This is a genomic window from Caballeronia choica, from assembly GCF_001544535.1.
In the GTDB taxonomy this organism is placed as follows: domain Bacteria; phylum Pseudomonadota; class Gammaproteobacteria; order Burkholderiales; family Burkholderiaceae; genus Caballeronia; species Caballeronia choica.
Genome location: NZ_FCON02000014.1, coordinates 25,252 through 41,316, shown reverse-complemented (window position 1 = coordinate 41,316; position 16,065 = coordinate 25,252). Strand labels below are relative to the sequence as shown.

Annotated in this window: 16 protein-coding genes; 6 read left to right on the top strand and 10 right to left on the bottom strand. The window is 65.5% G+C overall.

The annotated features are described in order from the left end of the window. Nucleotides 1-41: 41 nt before the first annotated feature. Nucleotides 42-1,103, bottom strand: coding sequence for an alkene reductase (locus tag AWB68_RS08905; RefSeq protein ID WP_087643991.1), 1,062 nt, complete (start codon nt 1,101-1,103; stop codon nt 42-44). Between the two features lie 87 nt (nt 1,104-1,190). Continuing rightward, nucleotides 1,191-1,487 (bottom strand): ArsR/SmtB family transcription factor, encoded by a 297-nt coding sequence (locus AWB68_RS08900; RefSeq protein WP_087643990.1) that lies wholly within the window; start codon nt 1,485-1,487, stop codon nt 1,191-1,193. A gap of 402 nt (nt 1,488-1,889) precedes the next feature. On the opposite strand from AWB68_RS08900, the gene AWB68_RS46395 reads away from it, so the two are divergent. After that, the gene (locus AWB68_RS46395; protein WP_125482904.1) at nt 1,890-2,084 is read left to right on the top strand and encodes a hypothetical protein; all 195 of its coding nucleotides are present in this window, start codon (nt 1,890-1,892) and stop codon (nt 2,082-2,084) included. 63 nt (nt 2,085-2,147) lie between these two features. On the opposite strand, the gene AWB68_RS08895 is transcribed toward AWB68_RS46395, so the two are convergent. Both AWB68_RS08895 and AWB68_RS08890 read right to left on the bottom strand, forming a co-directional pair. Beyond that, the gene (locus AWB68_RS08895; RefSeq protein WP_087643989.1) at nt 2,148-2,546 is read right to left on the bottom strand and encodes a VOC family protein; all 399 of its coding nucleotides are present in this window, start codon (nt 2,544-2,546) and stop codon (nt 2,148-2,150) included. A 65-nt stretch (nt 2,547-2,611) separates the two neighbouring features. Continuing rightward, a complete protein-coding gene (locus tag AWB68_RS08890) occupies nt 2,612-2,980 on the bottom strand; it encodes a YciI family protein (protein WP_087643988.1) in 369 nt (122 codons plus the stop codon). 336 nt (nt 2,981-3,316) lie between these two features. Between AWB68_RS08890 and AWB68_RS08885 the strand changes: the two genes are divergently transcribed. Together AWB68_RS08885 and AWB68_RS08880 are read left to right on the top strand one after the other, a co-directional pair. Continuing rightward, entirely contained in the window at nt 3,317-3,724 is a 408-nt protein-coding gene (locus tag AWB68_RS08885) for a DUF6232 family protein (protein ID WP_087643987.1), read from the top strand. A 104-nt stretch (nt 3,725-3,828) separates the two neighbouring features. After that, complete coding sequence (locus AWB68_RS08880) at nt 3,829-4,158, top strand: hypothetical protein (RefSeq protein ID WP_087643986.1); 330 nt, start codon at nt 3,829-3,831, stop codon at nt 4,156-4,158. A gap of 53 nt (nt 4,159-4,211) precedes the next feature. Here AWB68_RS08880 and AWB68_RS08875 read toward each other — a convergent pair whose 3' ends face one another. Continuing rightward, nucleotides 4,212-6,665, bottom strand: a complete 2,454-nt coding sequence (locus tag AWB68_RS08875) for a glycogen/starch/alpha-glucan phosphorylase (RefSeq protein ID WP_087644053.1) — start codon at nt 6,663-6,665, stop codon at nt 4,212-4,214. Nucleotides 6,666-6,929: 264 nt separating this feature from the next. On the opposite strand from AWB68_RS08875, the gene AWB68_RS08870 reads away from it, so the two are divergent. Continuing rightward, entirely contained in the window at nt 6,930-7,943 is a 1,014-nt protein-coding gene (locus AWB68_RS08870; RefSeq protein WP_374729566.1) for a hypothetical protein, read from the top strand. 47 nt (nt 7,944-7,990) lie between these two features. Here the strand turns inward: AWB68_RS08870 and AWB68_RS08865 are convergent, their stop codons facing one another. Beyond that, nucleotides 7,991-8,746, bottom strand: coding sequence for a DeoR/GlpR family DNA-binding transcription regulator (locus AWB68_RS08865; RefSeq protein ID WP_087643985.1), 756 nt, complete (start codon nt 8,744-8,746; stop codon nt 7,991-7,993). Nucleotides 8,747-8,938: 192 nt separating this feature from the next. Between AWB68_RS08865 and AWB68_RS08860 the strand changes: the two genes are divergently transcribed. Beyond that, a complete protein-coding gene (locus tag AWB68_RS08860) occupies nt 8,939-9,124 on the top strand; it encodes a hypothetical protein (protein ID WP_087643984.1) in 186 nt (61 codons plus the stop codon). Nucleotides 9,125-9,200: 76 nt separating this feature from the next. Continuing rightward, the gene (locus AWB68_RS08855) at nt 9,201-10,061 is read left to right on the top strand and encodes a DMT family transporter (RefSeq protein ID WP_087643983.1); all 861 of its coding nucleotides are present in this window, start codon (nt 9,201-9,203) and stop codon (nt 10,059-10,061) included. Nucleotides 10,062-10,134: 73 nt separating this feature from the next. Here AWB68_RS08855 and AWB68_RS08850 read toward each other — a convergent pair whose 3' ends face one another. From AWB68_RS08850 to AWB68_RS08835, 4 genes are all read right to left on the bottom strand, one after another. Then, nucleotides 10,135-10,401 (bottom strand): hypothetical protein, encoded by a 267-nt coding sequence (locus AWB68_RS08850; protein WP_087644051.1) that lies wholly within the window; start codon nt 10,399-10,401, stop codon nt 10,135-10,137. 326 nt (nt 10,402-10,727) lie between these two features. Next, nucleotides 10,728-11,249 carry a hypothetical protein gene (locus tag AWB68_RS08845; RefSeq protein ID WP_235028264.1) on the bottom strand — a complete coding sequence of 174 codons (522 nt, stop codon included), beginning with the start codon at nt 11,247-11,249 and terminating at the stop codon, nt 10,728-10,730. Nucleotides 11,250-11,354: 105 nt separating this feature from the next. Continuing rightward, a complete protein-coding gene (locus tag AWB68_RS08840; RefSeq protein ID WP_087643982.1) occupies nt 11,355-14,606 on the bottom strand; it encodes an ATP-binding protein in 3,252 nt (1,083 codons plus the stop codon). A 95-nt stretch (nt 14,607-14,701) separates the two neighbouring features. After that, nucleotides 14,702-15,844, bottom strand: a complete 1,143-nt coding sequence (locus tag AWB68_RS08835; protein ID WP_125482903.1) for a fimbrial protein — start codon at nt 15,842-15,844, stop codon at nt 14,702-14,704. Between the last annotated feature and the right edge of the window lie 221 nt (nt 15,845-16,065).

Here is a 16,065-nt window from a genome sequence, read left to right as displayed (position 1 = left end):
GGCCGAAGCCGCTGTTTTTTCGATGCGTCGCGCGCGATGACTCAGTCCGCGGTTTCGAGCATCGGATAGTCGGTATAGCCTTCGGCACCCGGGGCGTAGAACGTCGACGCATCCGGCGCGTTCAGCGAGGCATCGACTTCGAAGCGGCGCACGAGATCCGCGTTGGCAATGAACGGCTGACCCCAGGCCACAGCGTCGGCGTCGCCGCGCTCGAGCGCCGCCTGCGCGCTTTCCTTCGTGAACTTTTCGTTCGCGATATACACGCCGCCGAACGCCTTCTTCAACTGCGGTCCGAGGCTGTCCGCGCCAACGTATTCGCGCGCGGCGATGAACGCGATCTTGCGCTTGCCGAGTTCGCGTGCCACGTAGCCGAAGGTTGCGGCGCGGTCGCTGTCGCCCATCGAGTGAGAGTCGGCGCGCGGCGCGAGGTGAACACCTACGCGATCCGCGCCCCACACGTCGATACATGCGTCCGTCACTTCGAGCAGCAGACGCGCACGGTTCTCGATCGAGCCGCCGTAGATGTCGGTGCGCTTGTTGGTGCTGTCCTGCAGGAACTGGTCGAGCAGATAGCCGTTCGCGCCATGCACTTCGACGCCGTCGAAGCCCGCGCGCTTCGCGTTTTCCGCGCCCTTGCGATATGCGGCCACGATGCCCGGAATTTCGTCGAGTTCGAGTGCGCGCGGCGTCACGTACTCACGCTTCGGACGCACGAGGCTCACGTGCCCCGATGCCGCGATCGCGCTCGGCGCGACCGGCAGTTCCCCATTGAGGAATACCGGATCCGAAACACGGCCGACGTGCCACAGTTGCAGGAAGATCTTGCCGCCCGCGTCGTGAACGGCCTTCGTGACGAGCTTCCAGCCTTCGACCTGCTCATCCGACCAGATGCCCGGTGTATCGGCGTAACCCACGCCCTGCGGCGTGACCGAAGTCGCCTCGCTCAGGATGAGGCCGGCTGCCGCACGATCGGCGTAGTACTTCGCCATCAGCGCGTTCGGCACGCGCGCGGAACCTGCGCGCTGGCGCGTGAGCGGAGCCATGATGATGCGATTGCGCAGCGTAAGGGCGCCGACTTGAAGCGGGTCGAAAAGGTTTGGCATGAGTAGTGATCCTGAATGAACTATGAGGAACATGGAACTGCTTCGACGATTTTCACGACCTGCTGTACCGACGCGGGCCTGGAAGTCCTAAAGGCCCTTGTTGATGTGATCGAGGAACGCCTGGATCACGGCCTCGTCGCGCTTGAAAAACACCCACTGCCCGATGCGCTTCGACGTGACCAGTCCCGCCTTGTGCAGCGTGGCGAGATGCGCCGAAACAGTCGACTGTGACATCGCACAACGCGCGTCGATCTGACCCGCGCAGACGCCATTCGCCAGCGGCATTTCCTGCTGCATGAAATGCGCCTCCGGCTCTTTCAGCCAGGCGAGAATCTCGCGGCGGACCGGATTGGCCAGGGCCTTGTGAATTGCGTCGATGTCCATTTGAGTGCCGAAGGGACCTTCTGAATCGTCTTGAAGCGAACTATATATCGATAAAGTCCGATATGCAAGATTTGACACTACCGGGCATACGGGTAATCCCGGAAGTTCGCGACGCGTGCGATCGACCCTTGGCCTGATGGCCAGGTGCCGCCCGCGGGCGGTTATTCCTCGTACACTGAGGTCGCTGGTGAGAGGACTTTGACGCTGAATCTGGACCCCGTGCGAATGTGAGCATTCCTACAGGACTGGTCAAGTGAGTCGGTTGCAGCGTTATGAGCTTTCTTGACTATTTTGCGATGATGAACCGACTTAAGATCGAGGCTGGAAATGGGAACGCTCCACAAAATTGACTCTCGCGCAGGCGGCCCTTCAACGAACGGAACAGGACAGGAGCCACCGAATATGGAACTCGCGGAACGTGTAACAAGTCTTGAACGAGAACTTCCAGCCATGAAAACAGATATTGCAGTCGTGAAGTCGAACTACGCCTCGAAGGCGGATTTATCGGATGCCAGGAATGCCATCATCGTCTGGGTGGTCTCCGCCGTCTTCATGGCGCAACTCCTTCCGGTGTTCCTCAAACGGTTCGGCCTGTAGTTAGGGAAGCTTCGGCGAGGCTGGCGGCCGCGCGCCGCGCGCCTTCGCCGATGGCGCGGCAACTCAATCTGCTTCGAGGATCGAAAGCACATTGCCAGCCGGGTCCTTGAACCACGCGATCACTGGGCCGCCGCTCGCGCGGCACACGCCCTTCTCATCCGTCTGCAGGTTTGGCTCGTTGTAGTGCTCGAAGCGCACGCCCCGTTTCACGAGCATATCGACGGTGTCATCGACGCTTGCCACCGGGAAATTGAGTACCGTGAACGTCGCCGGCGTGTGATTCGGCTTTGGGTAGATCAACACGTTGTTGCCGCCAGCGAGATGCAGCGTCAGCAGTCCGTTCGACTCGGACACGTTCAGCCCGAGCGTGTCTCCGTAGAAAGACTTCGCCCTCGCGACATCGTTCACCGAATAGCCGCTGAACGCGCGACTCGTTTTCAGAAGGTCATGTTCCTGTTGCATCGTCTGTCTCCTGTTGACCAGAGTGAGCGCTTACTCTGGTCCCATGCAAAATAGTTGCGGTTAGCTCAATGCGTGCCGCCCCAGCGACTGAGATCCCTCACCGGTCGCAGTTCGACGCAGCCCAGTCGCGCCGCCGGAATCGCCGACGCCACGCGGATTGCGTCGTTCAGGTCCTGCGCCTTGATCACGATGAATCCGCAGAGTTGCTCCTTCGTCTCGGCGAACGGGCCGTCCGTGACCGACACGCGGCCGCCCTGCACGCGCAGCGAAGTCGCGGTCGGCGTCGGTTGCAGCGCGTTGGAGGTCACGTAATGACCGCTTTCGCGCATGCGTTCGTCGTAGTCGACCGCTTCCCTCACGAGCGCATCGAATTCCGACGACGAAAGCGCGTCGAGCTTGTGTTCGTCGTAATAGATCAGACAGAGATATTTCATCGACGTCTCCAATGTGTGCCCACATAGTCGTCGTTCGGCGTGGCCGCAAATCGACATGCGGCGCGAAAAAAATATCGGGCACACGAACTCTTGGAGTCGTCATTGCAGAAGGCGCCGTTCAGGCTGCTGCTGCGCGAGCGAGGACGCATTGCCGAACGTGGCGTGCGCGATGGTAAAGCGACAGATCGCCGCGTTCGAGCATCCCATCCACCAGCGCAAAGCCGAGGCGCGGCCCGTCGGGCCCGCTGCAACGCACCCATGGCAACCCCGCGAAATACAAAACCGACGCCGCGTCTGGTAACCTGCGCCCTTTATTCAGCCGCTATTTTTCATCCCATGCAAACGGAACCCCCATTCAACGAGCGAGGCGTCACGCTGTCGCGCGCAGGCCTGAGCGCAGCGGGTCAGATGTTTCCGCTGCGCGACCTGCGCTCCGCCCGTGTCGTAAGAATTTCGCGCAAAAAGCCGCTGCCGATCATCATCGGCGTGATCGGACTCGTCGCGCTCGTCGTTGGCGCGATCATCGGATCGGGGCCGGCGCTCGTGCTCGGCCTGATGATCGCGGTGGTCGGCTATCTGTCCTGGATCACGCAGGACGTCATCTATCAGTTGCTCGTGACGACGCCCGACGGCGAGCGCGAAGTGCTCATCACGAAAGACCAGGAATTCGCCGACCGCGTCGCCGTACTCGTGCACGAGGCCATTGCGAAACACGCGCGCAATACCGCCGCAAGCGCAAATTGATGCTTTGTTTACGCCGGTGACGGCGAGTTTTGTGCGCCGTTTAGGCGCGGCCAGATAGAGTGACTCTGTTATGGCTACCGGCCGTCGCAAGACGGCCCTTCTCGATGTACCACTCAAGTGAAGTTTTCCCGTCGGTCGCGACGACCCTCAGCGCGCACCCGATGCGCATCCCACGCAAGCGACGCATCGAAACCGTCGTCACGCTCACCGTTACGGTTCCCGGTTCGAGTTCGAGCGGCCCGCGCCGCCAGTTGCTCGACGCGCTCGGCGAACGCGTGCGCGTGTATGTCGCGGCGACCGACCGCCGGCACGATTGCATCACGTTGCGTGTCGAAGTCCCGAACGCGAGCCTCGATGCCGTGATCGGGGCGCTCACCGCGAATCTCGCGCAAGCCACGTTGGGCCGCGCGACGACAACCGCCGTGCGTCGCTGACGGCTCCCGGGCGCGGCGGCGGATGGGTCATCAAGTCAAGCTCGAACTCAAGCTCAACTCAGCGTCAGCGGCTCGACGTGCCAGATTTCCTGCGCATACTCGGCGATCGTCCGGTCCGACGAAAAGATGCCCATGCCGGCGACATTCTCGATCGCGCTCCTCGTCCACGCCTCCTTGTCGCGGAACTTCTCGTCGACTTCGGCCTGCGCCTTGTCGAAGCTGTCGAAGTCGGCGAGCACCATGTAGTGGTCGCCCCAGTCGACGAGCGTGTGGAAGATGTCATAGAAGCGATGCGGCTCGTCCGCCGAAAAATGGCCGAGCCGGATCTGGTCGAGCGCGATCTTCAATTCCGGGTTGTGCTCGTAGATCTGCCGCGGCCGATATCCCGCCGCACGCAACGCTTCGATTTCGTCCGTCGAGTGGCCGAACACGAACATGTTCTCCCGGCCAACGGCGTCGCAGATTTCGATGTTCGCGCCGTCGAGCGTGCCGATGGTCAGCGCCCCGTTCAGCGCGAGCTTCATGTTGCCGGTGCCCGACGCTTCCGTGCCGGCCATCGAAATTTGCTGCGACAGGTCGGCGGCGGGAATGATCAGCTCGGCCACGCTCACGCCGTAGTTCGGGATGAAGCCCACTTTCAGCCGGTCGCCGACGAGCGGATCGGCGTTGATCTTCTTCGCGACGTCGTTGATGAGCTTGATGATGTTCTTCGCCATCTTGTACGCGGACGCCGCCTTGCCCGCGAACATCACGACGCGCGGCGTCCAGTCGCGCTCCGGCTCCTCGCGGATGCGGTTGTAGCGCACGATCACGTGCAGGATGTTCAGCAGTTGCCGCTTGTATTCGTGGATGCGCTTGACCTGCAGGTCGAAGAGCGCATGCGGATCGATCACCGCGCCGGTCTCGCGCTTCGCCCGCTCGACGAGCCGCAGCTTGTTCGCGAACTTCGCATCGTGAAACGCTTTCCGGAAATCGGGATCGTCGCGCCATTCGCGCAGCCGCCCGAGTTCGAACAGATCGGTGCGCCAACGCGGCCCGAGCCGCTCGTCGATCAGCGACGATAGCGACGGACTCGCCTGCGCGAGCCAGCGGCGCGGCGTAATGCCGTTCGTCACGTTGGTAAAGCGCTCGGGATACATGCGCGCGAAGTCGGAGAAGATGTTTTGCGTCATCAGTTGCGAATGCAACTTCGACACGCCGTTCACCTTGTGACTCGCGACGATCGCCAGATGCGCCATGCGCACGCGGCGCTGGCCGTATTCGTCGACGAGCGAGATGCGGCGAATCAGGTCGGCGTCGAGGCCGAACTTCTCGGTCACCTGCTTCAGGAACTGCGCGTTGATGTCGAAGATGATTTCCAGATGGCGCGGCAGCAGGCGCGAGAGCATCTCGACGTCCCACGTTTCGAGCGCCTCGGGCATCAGCGTGTGATTCGTGTACGAGAACATCTGCTGCACGAGTTTCCACGCCTTGTCCCACGGCACGTGATGTTTATCGACGAGCAGGCGCATCAATTCGGGGATCGCGAGCACGGGGTGCGTGTCATTCAGGTGCACGGCCACCTTCTCGGCCAGCCGCCCGAAATGCGAGTGCGTGCGCTGATAGCGGCGGATCAGGTCCTGCATCGTCGCGGAGACGAAGAAGTATTCCTGCCGCAAACGCAGTTCGCGGCCGGCTTGCGTGGAGTCGTCGGGATAAAGCAGGCGCGACACGTGCTCGGACGTGTTCTTCGCCTCCACCGCGCGGCGGTAGTCGCCCTGGTTGAACGCGGACAGGTCGAATTCATCGGTCGCGCGCGCGGACCACAGGCGCAGCGTATTCGTCGCGGTGGTCGCGAAACCGGGAATCACGGTGTCGTAGGCCATCGCGTTGACATGTTCGGTCTCGATCCATTCGGTGCGGTCGTCGTACTGCACCGTACGGCCGCCGAAATGCACCAGATAGACCACTTCGGGCCGCGGAAACTCCCACGGATTGCCGGCGCGCAGCCAGTAATCGGGCGTTTCGACCTGCGCGCCGTCGACGATGGTCTGGCGGAACATGCCGTATTCATAGCGGATGCCGTAGCCGAAGCCCGGAATGCCGACCGTCGCCATCGAATCCAGGAAGCACGCCGCCAGCCGGCCGAGGCCGCCGTTGCCGAGCGCCGCATCCGGTTCGAGATCTTCGAGCGCATTGATATCGACGCCCAGGCCCGAGAGCGCATCCCGCACTTCGTCGTGAATGCCGAGCGCGCGCAGTGCGTTGGTAAACGTCCTGCCGATCAGGAATTCCATCGACAAGTAATAGACGCGTTTCACATCCTGTTCATATTGCTGGCGCGTGGTCCGCATCCAGCGCGCGACGAGCCGGTCGCGCACCGCGAGTTCGACCGCGTGCAGCCAGTCGCGTGGCTGCGCGGTCACGGCGTCCTTGCCGACGCCGTACATCAGGCGGTTCGAGATGGAGCGCCGCAGCGCATCGACAGTACTGTTGAGCTGGTCGAATTCCAGGTCGACGGATGTCATCGAAGCCTCCGGTTTTTGCAACGTGTGCGACGAGGCAAGGCGCGCGCCGCGCATCCCAAATGTAAGCGGCGAGCCACGCCAGCCGGTCGTGGCGTGGGGTGAAGATGCAGGTTACGCTAGTTTTATTTTTTTTGGTATGTGCAGCGGAAGGATGATTTTTGACATGTCTCGCGTCAACGGCGTTCGATCCTGCAACAATTCGGAACGGAATGCCGGGTGGTCGTCGATATTATTCGTGATCCTCATGTTTATATCGAAATCGCCTTGTCCACGAAACAAACGCACCGCCGCGCCGGCGACTGTGAAGACGCACATCGCGTGCGCCGCGCCGCGCGGGCACTGCTTTTCGCAGCCACGATCTGTCAAGCGTGCACGGTCCGCGCCGACGACACCGCACGCCCCGCGCTTCAGGTGGTTGGCGGCAACATACAGAAGCGCGCCGACACCGTGCTCGCGCTGATGGGCTACTCGGCGGTGCCGGATCTGTCCGCGAGCTCGCTCAGCATCCGCAACGGCTCGACCGACAACCCGTCCCTCTCGATGACCCAACTGGGCGGCGGGTTCACGATCAGCAAGAGCTTTCCGCTCTACCTGGAAGGCGCGATCGGCGGCAGCCGCTACGATCCGACCTTCGTCGTGACCGACGGCGCCGAACGCCGCAAGCTGCCGACGCGCTGGACCAACGTCTCGGCGACGGGCGGCATCGGCTGGGATTTTCCGCTCACGGCGGACAAGGAACTCGTGTTCCGGCCGATCTTCAATTTTTCACTCGGGCAGGCCGTGAGCGACGCGCAGGCCGCGCAGTTCATCATCAACCGGCACACCGACCGCGACGTCGACGTCCTCACGCACGGCTCGATGAGCGCGTTTGGACTCGGCGGCGCGGTGATGCTCGACTACGAGCGCGTCCGGGAGGACTACGAAGTCGACATCGAGTGGCGCTATAGCTACATCCATTTGCAGAGCTTTGCGGGATCGTCGGCGGCGCACGGCAGTTCGGACGCGCAGACGGCCAATCTCTACGCCCGCTGGCGCGCGCCCACCGGCGCGATCGTGCTGCACAAGCCGTTGCGTTATGTACTCGAACTGTCGCATTCCACCTATCTCGGCGCCCAGGCCGGCGTTCTCGGCTTCAATCACCTGACGTCGCTCGGCGCGGGGCTCGAAGTCGATACGAGTGGCGTCACCAAGATGTTTTCGCGGGTGCGGCTCGTCGCCCGCTATGCGTTCGGGCAGAACATATCGGGCACGTCGCTTGGGCTGGCGCTCAGTTTTTGATGAGACGCCGGGGGCTGCGATCGCGCCAGGTCAACCGCGCCAGCGATTCAAACCACCACCAGTTCCGGCCCGCGCGCCGCGAGCGCGCGGCGCAGCGCCTTGTCCGGCGCGAGTTCGGTGATCAGATAGCGCACCTTCTCGAAATCGCGGATCCGCACGGGCGCGACCAGACCGAACTTCGAGTGATCCGCGACGACGACCGCCGTGCTCGCCGTCACGATCATGCGGCTGCGCACTTCGGCGGCGAGGCGCGAGTAGTCGGTGAGAAACGCGTCGGCGGTGATGCCGCCCGCGCCGACGAACGCAAAATCCGCGTGATACTGCGAGAGCTGCTGCATCGTGTCGAGGCCGAACAACGCGTCTTCGTGATCGGACACTTCACCGCCGAGCAGCGTCACGCGATTGTCGTTGCGGCGCGCGAGCAGCATCGCGATGCGCCAGTCGTTCGTGTACACCGTCAGCCGATGCCGGTCCGCGAGCGAGCGCGCGACGGCCTGCGTCGTGCTCCCCGAATCGATGACGACCGACGCGCCGTCCGGCACGAGTTGCGCCGCCCGTGCGCCGATCGCGCGCTTGGCCGCCGCGTTCGCCTGCTCGCGGACGTCGACGTGCGGCTCGCGATGATCGGCGGCGAGCGCGCCGCCATGGGTCGTGACGATCAGGCCTCGTTCGGCGAGCGCATTGAGGTCGCGACGGATCGTCTCGCGCGAGACATCGAGCGCGCGCACGAGCTCGGCAACCGACAGCGCGCCGTTCTTCGACAACTCCGACAGGATGTATTGGTGACGTTGTTCTGCGAGCATCGCGGGCGGTGCGGGCCTTGCGGCACGAGGGATTGAAGGCGCGCGTATTGTAGTACGCGGCCCCGCCGATCGTCGTTGACCGGCGGCGTCAACCCGCCCGCGCTCAATGCTTTCTTTCCTGAGCGGGGGCAATCATCGGCGCACCGGTTGTTAGACTCGGTGCTTCTTTCCCGCTTCCAGAGAAGGGCCAGCATGTACAAAAAGGGGGTAATCCTTGAGATCCAGTTTCCGCCCGAGCGCCTGAACGACGCAGCCGGCGACCCCTACTGGATCGACCTGACGCTCGACGAAGCCCGGCGCCTCCACGCGCAGCTTGGCGCGCGCTTCGCGGGCGAAGCGCGCGCCAACCAGCCACTCGACACGTTCTCGCTCGAGTGACGGTGTGCAGGTCTGAACAAGACCGAGCGCGGCGGGGTCGCCGATACTGCGGCCTTTCCCCGAGCGTTTCCTCGTCATGTTCATGTTCCTGATTGCCGCCGCGTTCGTCTTCCTCTGGTCGACCGGCTTCATCGTCGCCCGGGCGATCACGCCTTACGTCGATCCCAACCTGTATCTGCTGGCACGCTTTTCGGGCACGGCGCTGCTCTTCGTCGCGATCGCGTGGATGGCGCGCGTGAATTGGCCGCGCGGGCGTGACGCCGCGCGGCATCTGTGTGCCGGCGCGCTCTTGCAGGGCGTCTATCTCGGCGCGGGCTACTGGGCCGTGGCGCAGGGCATGGGCGCCGGCGTGATGGCGCTGCTCGGCGCGCTGCAGCCGCTCCTGACGGCGGCGATTGCCGCGCCGCTGTTCGGCGAGCGGCTGTCGCGGCGCGCGTGGACCGGCCTCGCGCTGGGACTCGCGGGCGTCGCGCTCGTGCTGGCGCCGAAAATCGCTGCCGGTGGCGGCCACGACTCGCAGTGGTTCGTCGTGATCGTGGCGGTGCTCGCCGTCGTGGCGATCACCGCCGGCACTCTTTACCAGAAGACCTCGCTTGCCCAAGCCGACATCCGCAGTGCGAGCGCGCTGCAAAACATCGGCGCGGCGCTCGTGGCGGGCGCGCTCGTGTGGGCGCTGGGCGAACATCGCTTCGTCGCATCGACGGTGACGTGGATTTCGCTGGCGTGGGGCGTCGTGATGTTGTCGGGCGTCGCGACGACGCTGCTCGTCTGGATGGTGAGACGCGGGGACGCATCGCGCGCGACGGCCCTGCTCTTTCTCGCGCCACCGCTCGCGGCGCTCGAGAGTTATGTCGCGTTCGGCGAGACGCTGGGCACGCTTCAGATCATGGGCTTCGGCGTGGCGTTGGCGGGGGTGCTGCTGGCGAGAGCGGGATAGGACTGCGCGACCGGCCAGACCGACGTCTTCAAGTATGGCCGGTGGCGGTCCGGTGCCCTGCGATCTGCGAGTTTCAGTGCAGCCGCGTCGACGCATCGCCCGAAGCGGACGCTCGGGCCTTGAGCGGCGTGTCCCGAAGGCGGCGCTGGCAAAGGCGCTGCGCGATCGCTTCCCCGATGTACGGCACCTCGGTCGTGAGCTTCGCCTGCGCATAGGCGTCGGGCGTGCCCGCGCCGTAAACCGCGATGTCCGAAGCGTAGTCTCCCAATTCGTGCTCGAGAAAGCGCCGGACTTCGGTGGCGGCGCAGCGGCGCGGCAGATTCCAGATCAGCAAAAGCACGGTGCTCACCGTTCGCGAAAGAAGTCGGTGCGCCGCGCAATCCGCACCGGACGAAGCTGCTTGCGTGGGTTCAATATCGCGCTGGCAAGCGTAGCGCCGACCAACAAAACAGACAGGCAAAGAACGATCATCACGGCTCCGGGAAACTAATTTCAAGACAAATACATGGTAGTCGCCGCGACGCGTATTTCCATGTGACATTTTGACTTTTGTGGATCGACTGGCGCGCGACGCCCGTCCATCGGGCCTGCGCCTGGACGAGCCGGAACGAAGTCCCATCGTCTCCGCGGGCCGCCGCGATTATTTCAAGATATGGAACCGGAGAATCACGAGCCCGTGCAGGTCAGGCTCGACAGATTGGGAAAGCGGTTCTCCCAGTCGCCTGCGATCGCGGACTGCGCCTGAGCCAGCGTGATGTCGCCGGTGCAGACGCAGCGTTTCAGGAACACCGCGAGCCGCTCCTTGCGACGCTGGCCCGCGCGCCCTTCCCAGCGCCGCAGGTCGAGATTGGCCGGCGCGCTCGCGAGGCCGCCGAGCAGCACGGGCATCCGATGATCGAGCGCATAGTCCGACGCGGACACATCGTCGATGCCGCGCTGCTTCAGCAGGCGCTGTTTCTGGCGCATCTGGGCATCGAACGACGGCGACACGCGATCGGCATAGCCCGGCACGCAGATCGTATCGACGATCGTCGCTTGCGTGACGCGTGGGTCGAGCCACTCGGCGTGCTGCGCGTGAAGCGGCGTAGCGGCGACCAACGCGGCGAGCGCGGCGAGCGCAAGGAGGCGCGTCTGAGTGCGGCGCGGACGCCGGCAGCAAATGAGATCGGGATCGAGCCTTCGATTCATGCGTCGGGAAAGTAGCGCATTCGCGGCGCAAAGGTCGCGGGCCAGTTCGGGATGGGCGAAGGCTCAATTAAAACACACGCCACCCGGCGCTCGCGCCATGCACGCCTAGATCGCGCGTTGCGCGAGCGCGGCGTCGAGCGCCGCGCCTTCATCGATGAACACGCGGAACGCCGCCGCGGTGTGCTCGTCCTCCTCGCCGTTGCGATCGTCGTCGAGGGCGCTCTGGCAGGCGACCTGGAGCGCGCCGCACGCGCTCGCGAACGGCGTCGCGCCGATCACGAAGGCGGCGCCCTTCATCCGGTGCGCGGTCTCGCGCAGTCGCGCGTAGTCGCAGGCGTCCATCGCGTCGCGGGCTTCGGCCAGATCCTGCGCGTTCGCTGTCTGCACGGTCTCGACGAGCGTGGCGGCCTCGGCGCCGAAGGTGTCGACGAGAGCAGGGTCGAACGCTTGGGCGACTTCGGGGACGTGCGGCGCGGGCCGCTCCGACGACGAGCGCGCCGCCGTTGTAAACCCGTTGCTTCGCATCGCCAGTGCCAGCGCGCGCCGCAGTGCGTCGAAGCCGACGGGTTTCGCCAGACACATCGTCATCCCCGCGACCACCGCCTGTGCCGCCGCCTCGGGCCGCGCGTCCGCCGTGACGCCGACGATCGGGACCGGACCGCGCGCCGCTCCGGCCCTGCCGGCGCTCGCCGCTTCATCGCCCCGGATCAGGCGCGCCAGTTCTTCGCCGTTCATCACCGGCATCGAGCAATCGGTCAGGATCAGGTCGAACGCGGCGGCGTCCGCGCGCCAGCGCGACAACGCGGCGGCGCCATCGTTGGCGGTTTCCACCGTGCAGCCGAACTCCGCAAGCTGACTCGCGAGCACGATGCGGTTCGCGGGGTGGTCGTCGACGATCAGAACGTGCAGGCCCGCGAGCCGCGCTTCTTGCTCCTGCGCGAGCGCATCGGGAACGTTGGCCGACGGCACCGCGAGCGGCGCCGCCGCGGGCAGCGTCAGCCGCACCGTGAAACGGCTGCCGCGCCCTGCTTCGCTCGACACCTCGACCGTCCCGCCCATCATCGACACGAGGCGCCGGCAGATCGTCAGCCCGAGGCCCGTGCCGCCGTACCGGCCGCTGCGATCGTCGTGAGCCTGCACGAACGGCGCGAAGAGCGCCGCCTGCTGCGCGGGCGTCATGCCGATGCCGGTATCCGACACCTCCAGCACCACCTCGCGCGCGCCGTCCACGATCTCGCCGATCGTGTACATAACCGTCACGCGCCCGTTCTCGGTGAACTTGATCGCGTTCGACAGCAGGTTGCCGAGCACTTGCCGCAGGCGCAGCGCATCCGCGTCGACCCATGCCGGGCCCGCCGCACCGCGCTTTTCGGTGGCAAGCAGAATGCCCTTGCCGCGCGCGGCCGGCCCATAGATCGCGACCACGCCCGCCACCCAGGCGTCGAGTTCCAGCGGCGCGGGCGCGAGCATCAGACGCTCCGCCTCGATTTTCGCGACGTCGAGAATGTCGTCGATCAGGCCGAGCAGGTCGCGCGCCGCCTGATGCGCGATCCCGAGCGAGCGTTCGGTCGAGGCGCGGTCGCCGGGGCTGCGCAGTTCGAGTTCCAGCAGGCCGAGCACGGCGTTCATCGGCGTGCGGATCTCGTGGCTCATCGTCGCGAGGAAGGTCGATTTCGCGCGGTTGGCGGTTTCCGCCTCTTCCTTGGCCGCGCGCATCGCCACTTCCGCCGCGACCCGGCGCGCGATCTGCGTGCGCAGCGAGACGGCCCAGGCCATCAGCAGCAGCACGACCCCAAGGCCGAGCGCCGCGCCCAGTTCGATTTGGGGGCGGCGCCGCTCCCAGAGCGTCTCCGGATGCTCGCCGAGCGACCAGCGGCGGCGGATCGCATCGAGTTCAGCGGGATGCAACTGACCGATCGCGCGGTCGACGATGCCGGCGAGCGTCGGCTCACGCCCCGACACCACCAGGCGGTACGGCGCCGGTTCGCCGCCGAGCGCGCCGCTCGCCACGAGCCGTCCGCGATACGCGTTCGACACCGCGTAGTTCGCGAACGCCATGTCGGCGACGGCGGCATCGGCGCGGCCATTCGCGAGCGCATCGAACTGGGCGTCGTAGTTCGCCGTCCGGACGATTCGCGCCGACGGCACGCGCTCGCGCACGAGCGATTCGACGAGTGCGCCGCCCGGCACCGCGACCCGCGCGCCGGCGAGCGCGGCCGCGTCGCGCCGGGGCGCGGCGCCCGCCCGCGTGACGATCAGGAACAGGCCTTCGCCGTATGGCCGGCTGCCGAGCAACCCGGGACCGGGCTCCGCCGACTGGCGGAACGGCGTCAGGAGCGCGCTGCCGTCGCGGATGTCGCGGTCGATCTCCTCGATCGAATCGTGCACTCGCGGCTCAAAGCGCAAGCCGGTGACGCGCGCGATCGCCGCGAGGATGTCGACGGCGAAACCGGCCGGGCGGCCGTTCGCGTCGCGGAAGGTCAGCGGCGCCGCGCGGCCGAGCATCGAATAGGGCACGACCGGGTGCGCCGCGATCCAGGCGCGCTCGGCGACGGTGAGCGCGAACGGTTCGTCGAAGCTGACCGCGGTCGCCGTCGCGCCCCAGCGCGCGCGGATCTCCAGCAGAAAGCGCGCGGGCAGCGCCGCGAGCGCCGTGTCGACTTGCTCGCGCCACGCCGCCGCCTCCGGCCGCGCGGCGGCGAACGCAAAGCTGTAGCCGGCCTCGTCGAAGGGCGCAAAGCCGGTGATCCGCAGCGCGGTGAAATCGAAATGGTCGATCGCGTAGGTGGTGGCGACGAGATCGCCGACGAAGGCGTCGGCGTCGCCGAGCGTCACGGCCAGCAGCGCGCCGGTGGCCGTGCGATAGCCCACCGGGCGCAATTGCGGATAAGCCGCGCGCAGCCGCTCGGGCGACGTCTGTGCCTCGAGATACGCAATGCGGCCCGTCGCCGCGCGCCGGTCGCGCGGCTCGACGTGGACCTGCTTGGTCGACAGATAGGGACGGCTCAGGAGGAGCGGCGCGCCGGGGTCTTCGCCGGTCGCGGTCGTGACGGCGTCGATCTCGCCGCGGGCGAGCGCCGCGATCATCGCGGGGCGGTCGGGATAGACGCGCCATCGCAGCGCGAGGTCGAGCGATTGCGCGATTGCGTGGGCGAAGTCGGCGGAAATGCCGCGCACGGCGGGCGGTGCATCGGTGCTCGCGGGCGGCGCGCTCAGGTCGAGCGGCGGGACCGCTCCGGGCACCGCGCCCACGACGAACTCCCCCTGCGCCGCCGACGCGGCGCCGCAGCACGCAATGGCGAGCGCGCAGAAGATGAGACGCGCGACGCGCAGGAGAGGGAGTGTGAAACGTGCCAAGCCCGTTGCCTTGAAGGAGGGTCCGGGCAGTGTCTCAATTATGCGAGCAGTCGGCAAATGGTGGCGGGCGCCTAGTGCCGGTGATGTCGCTGGCGCTAGTTGTAGGACATCGTGAAGGTGGCGAGCGCTTTCACGGAGCCCGCCGCGAGCGTGCCCGTCGTGCGCACGTACCGGGCCGACAGCGGAATGCCGAGCGCGCCATTGGGCGCCGCGCCGACGAGCCATTGGTTGGTCGTGCCGGGCGCGGCGGAGTCGGGGCCAAACGATATTTTCATGTCGTTCGCACGGCGCAATTCGATGCCGACGCCCGTTGCCGTCGAACCGCTCGCGAGACTGAGCACGCTGCTGGTGTTGGAGGGGTTCGTCGCATCGGTGAAGGTGATCGATACCTGCGCGCCCGCCGCGCACGACAGGTCGACGGAAAACGGCTGCGATCCGGCAACCGTTCCCGCGCCGGAATCGAGTGATCTCGTGGTGACCGTTGGCAGGGTGATCGCTTGCGCTGAATTCTGCACGGAGCAGGATTGCTGGCGGATGGTGCCGGAAGCGGTGCCGGTATACACGGGAGCCTGCGTCCAGCTCGCACCAGGCTGAAAGTCGCTGTTGTACCAGACCTTGAGTTGTGGGACCGACGTCAGCGTAAGCGTGCCCGCGGCGAGCGAGCCCGTCGCGACGAATTCGGCGACGACGGTCGCGGGAATCGACTGGTCACTCGGGATCACTCCGGATCTCGGACAATGAAGCTGAGCAGTCTTGTTTGTGACAACGGCACTTCGTTCCGTACATGCGTCCGCGTAGATCGTATAGCGGACGCCGACGCCGGCAATATCCGTGGGATATACGTCCACCGTGCCTGCGACAGGTGCGACGGCCACGTCGAAATGGGGAATATGCGTAGCGGTCGTGATAACCGGCGCATTGGCGTTGAATTGGCAGGTCATCACGAAAGGCTCGGGCGGCAGGGTCTTGATCGTCTGCCCGGGACTGGCATTCCTGGGGACGGACAGGTAGCCCGCGCTCAAGGTTTTGTTCGCATTCGCGATGCCGCAGGCGAGCGTCGCGTGCGCCGATGATCCCCACAGCAGGACGATCGCCACGGCGAGCAGCCGGAAGACGTGCACGAGCACCCAAAGCCCACGCGATTCGCTCGCGAAACGTCCCGGCAGGCAGTCACGGTCGGCTCGCCGTGAGGTCGTGTTGCACCGACGAACCGTCGGCCATTTTGCATCCTGATTCACTTAGATTCCCTCTCACTGTGCTGATCGCCTCAGCGCACACACCCGGCGACCCGGCCCGGCAACCAGTGCGCCGAAGTGCCTGGGTCCATTGGATGGACAAGAGAGCAATTTAAGTGTTAAGACATGTCACAAGAATGGGATGAATCTGAATCTCGAAATTGAATCGCGTTCCCGGCGAATCCACGGCGATCCAGCGCGTTTGTCTTCGGCTCATCGCACCG

Coding starts and splice junctions, on each gene's coding strand:
- AWB68_RS08905 (WP_087643991.1), bottom strand. CDS start 1,103: ATGCCAAACCTTTTCGACCCGCTTCAAGTCGGCGCCCTTACGCTGCGC.
- AWB68_RS08900 (WP_087643990.1), bottom strand. CDS start 1,487: ATGGACATCGACGCAATTCACAAGGCCCTGGCCAATCCGGTCCGCCGC.
- AWB68_RS46395 (WP_125482904.1), top strand. CDS start 1,890: ATGGAACTCGCGGAACGTGTAACAAGTCTTGAACGAGAACTTCCAGCC.
- AWB68_RS08895 (WP_087643989.1), bottom strand. CDS start 2,546: ATGCAACAGGAACATGACCTTCTGAAAACGAGTCGCGCGTTCAGCGGC.
- AWB68_RS08890 (WP_087643988.1), bottom strand. CDS start 2,980: ATGAAATATCTCTGTCTGATCTATTACGACGAACACAAGCTCGACGCG.
- AWB68_RS08885 (WP_087643987.1), top strand. CDS start 3,317: ATGCAAACGGAACCCCCATTCAACGAGCGAGGCGTCACGCTGTCGCGC.
- AWB68_RS08880 (WP_087643986.1), top strand. CDS start 3,829: ATGTACCACTCAAGTGAAGTTTTCCCGTCGGTCGCGACGACCCTCAGC.
- AWB68_RS08875 (WP_087644053.1), bottom strand. CDS start 6,665: ATGACATCCGTCGACCTGGAATTCGACCAGCTCAACAGTACTGTCGAT.
- AWB68_RS08865 (WP_087643985.1), bottom strand. CDS start 8,746: ATGCTCGCAGAACAACGTCACCAATACATCCTGTCGGAGTTGTCGAAG.
- AWB68_RS08860 (WP_087643984.1), top strand. CDS start 8,939: ATGTACAAAAAGGGGGTAATCCTTGAGATCCAGTTTCCGCCCGAGCGC.
- AWB68_RS08855 (WP_087643983.1), top strand. CDS start 9,201: ATGTTCATGTTCCTGATTGCCGCCGCGTTCGTCTTCCTCTGGTCGACC.
- AWB68_RS08845 (WP_235028264.1), bottom strand. CDS start 11,249: ATGAATCGAAGGCTCGATCCCGATCTCATTTGCTGCCGGCGTCCGCGC.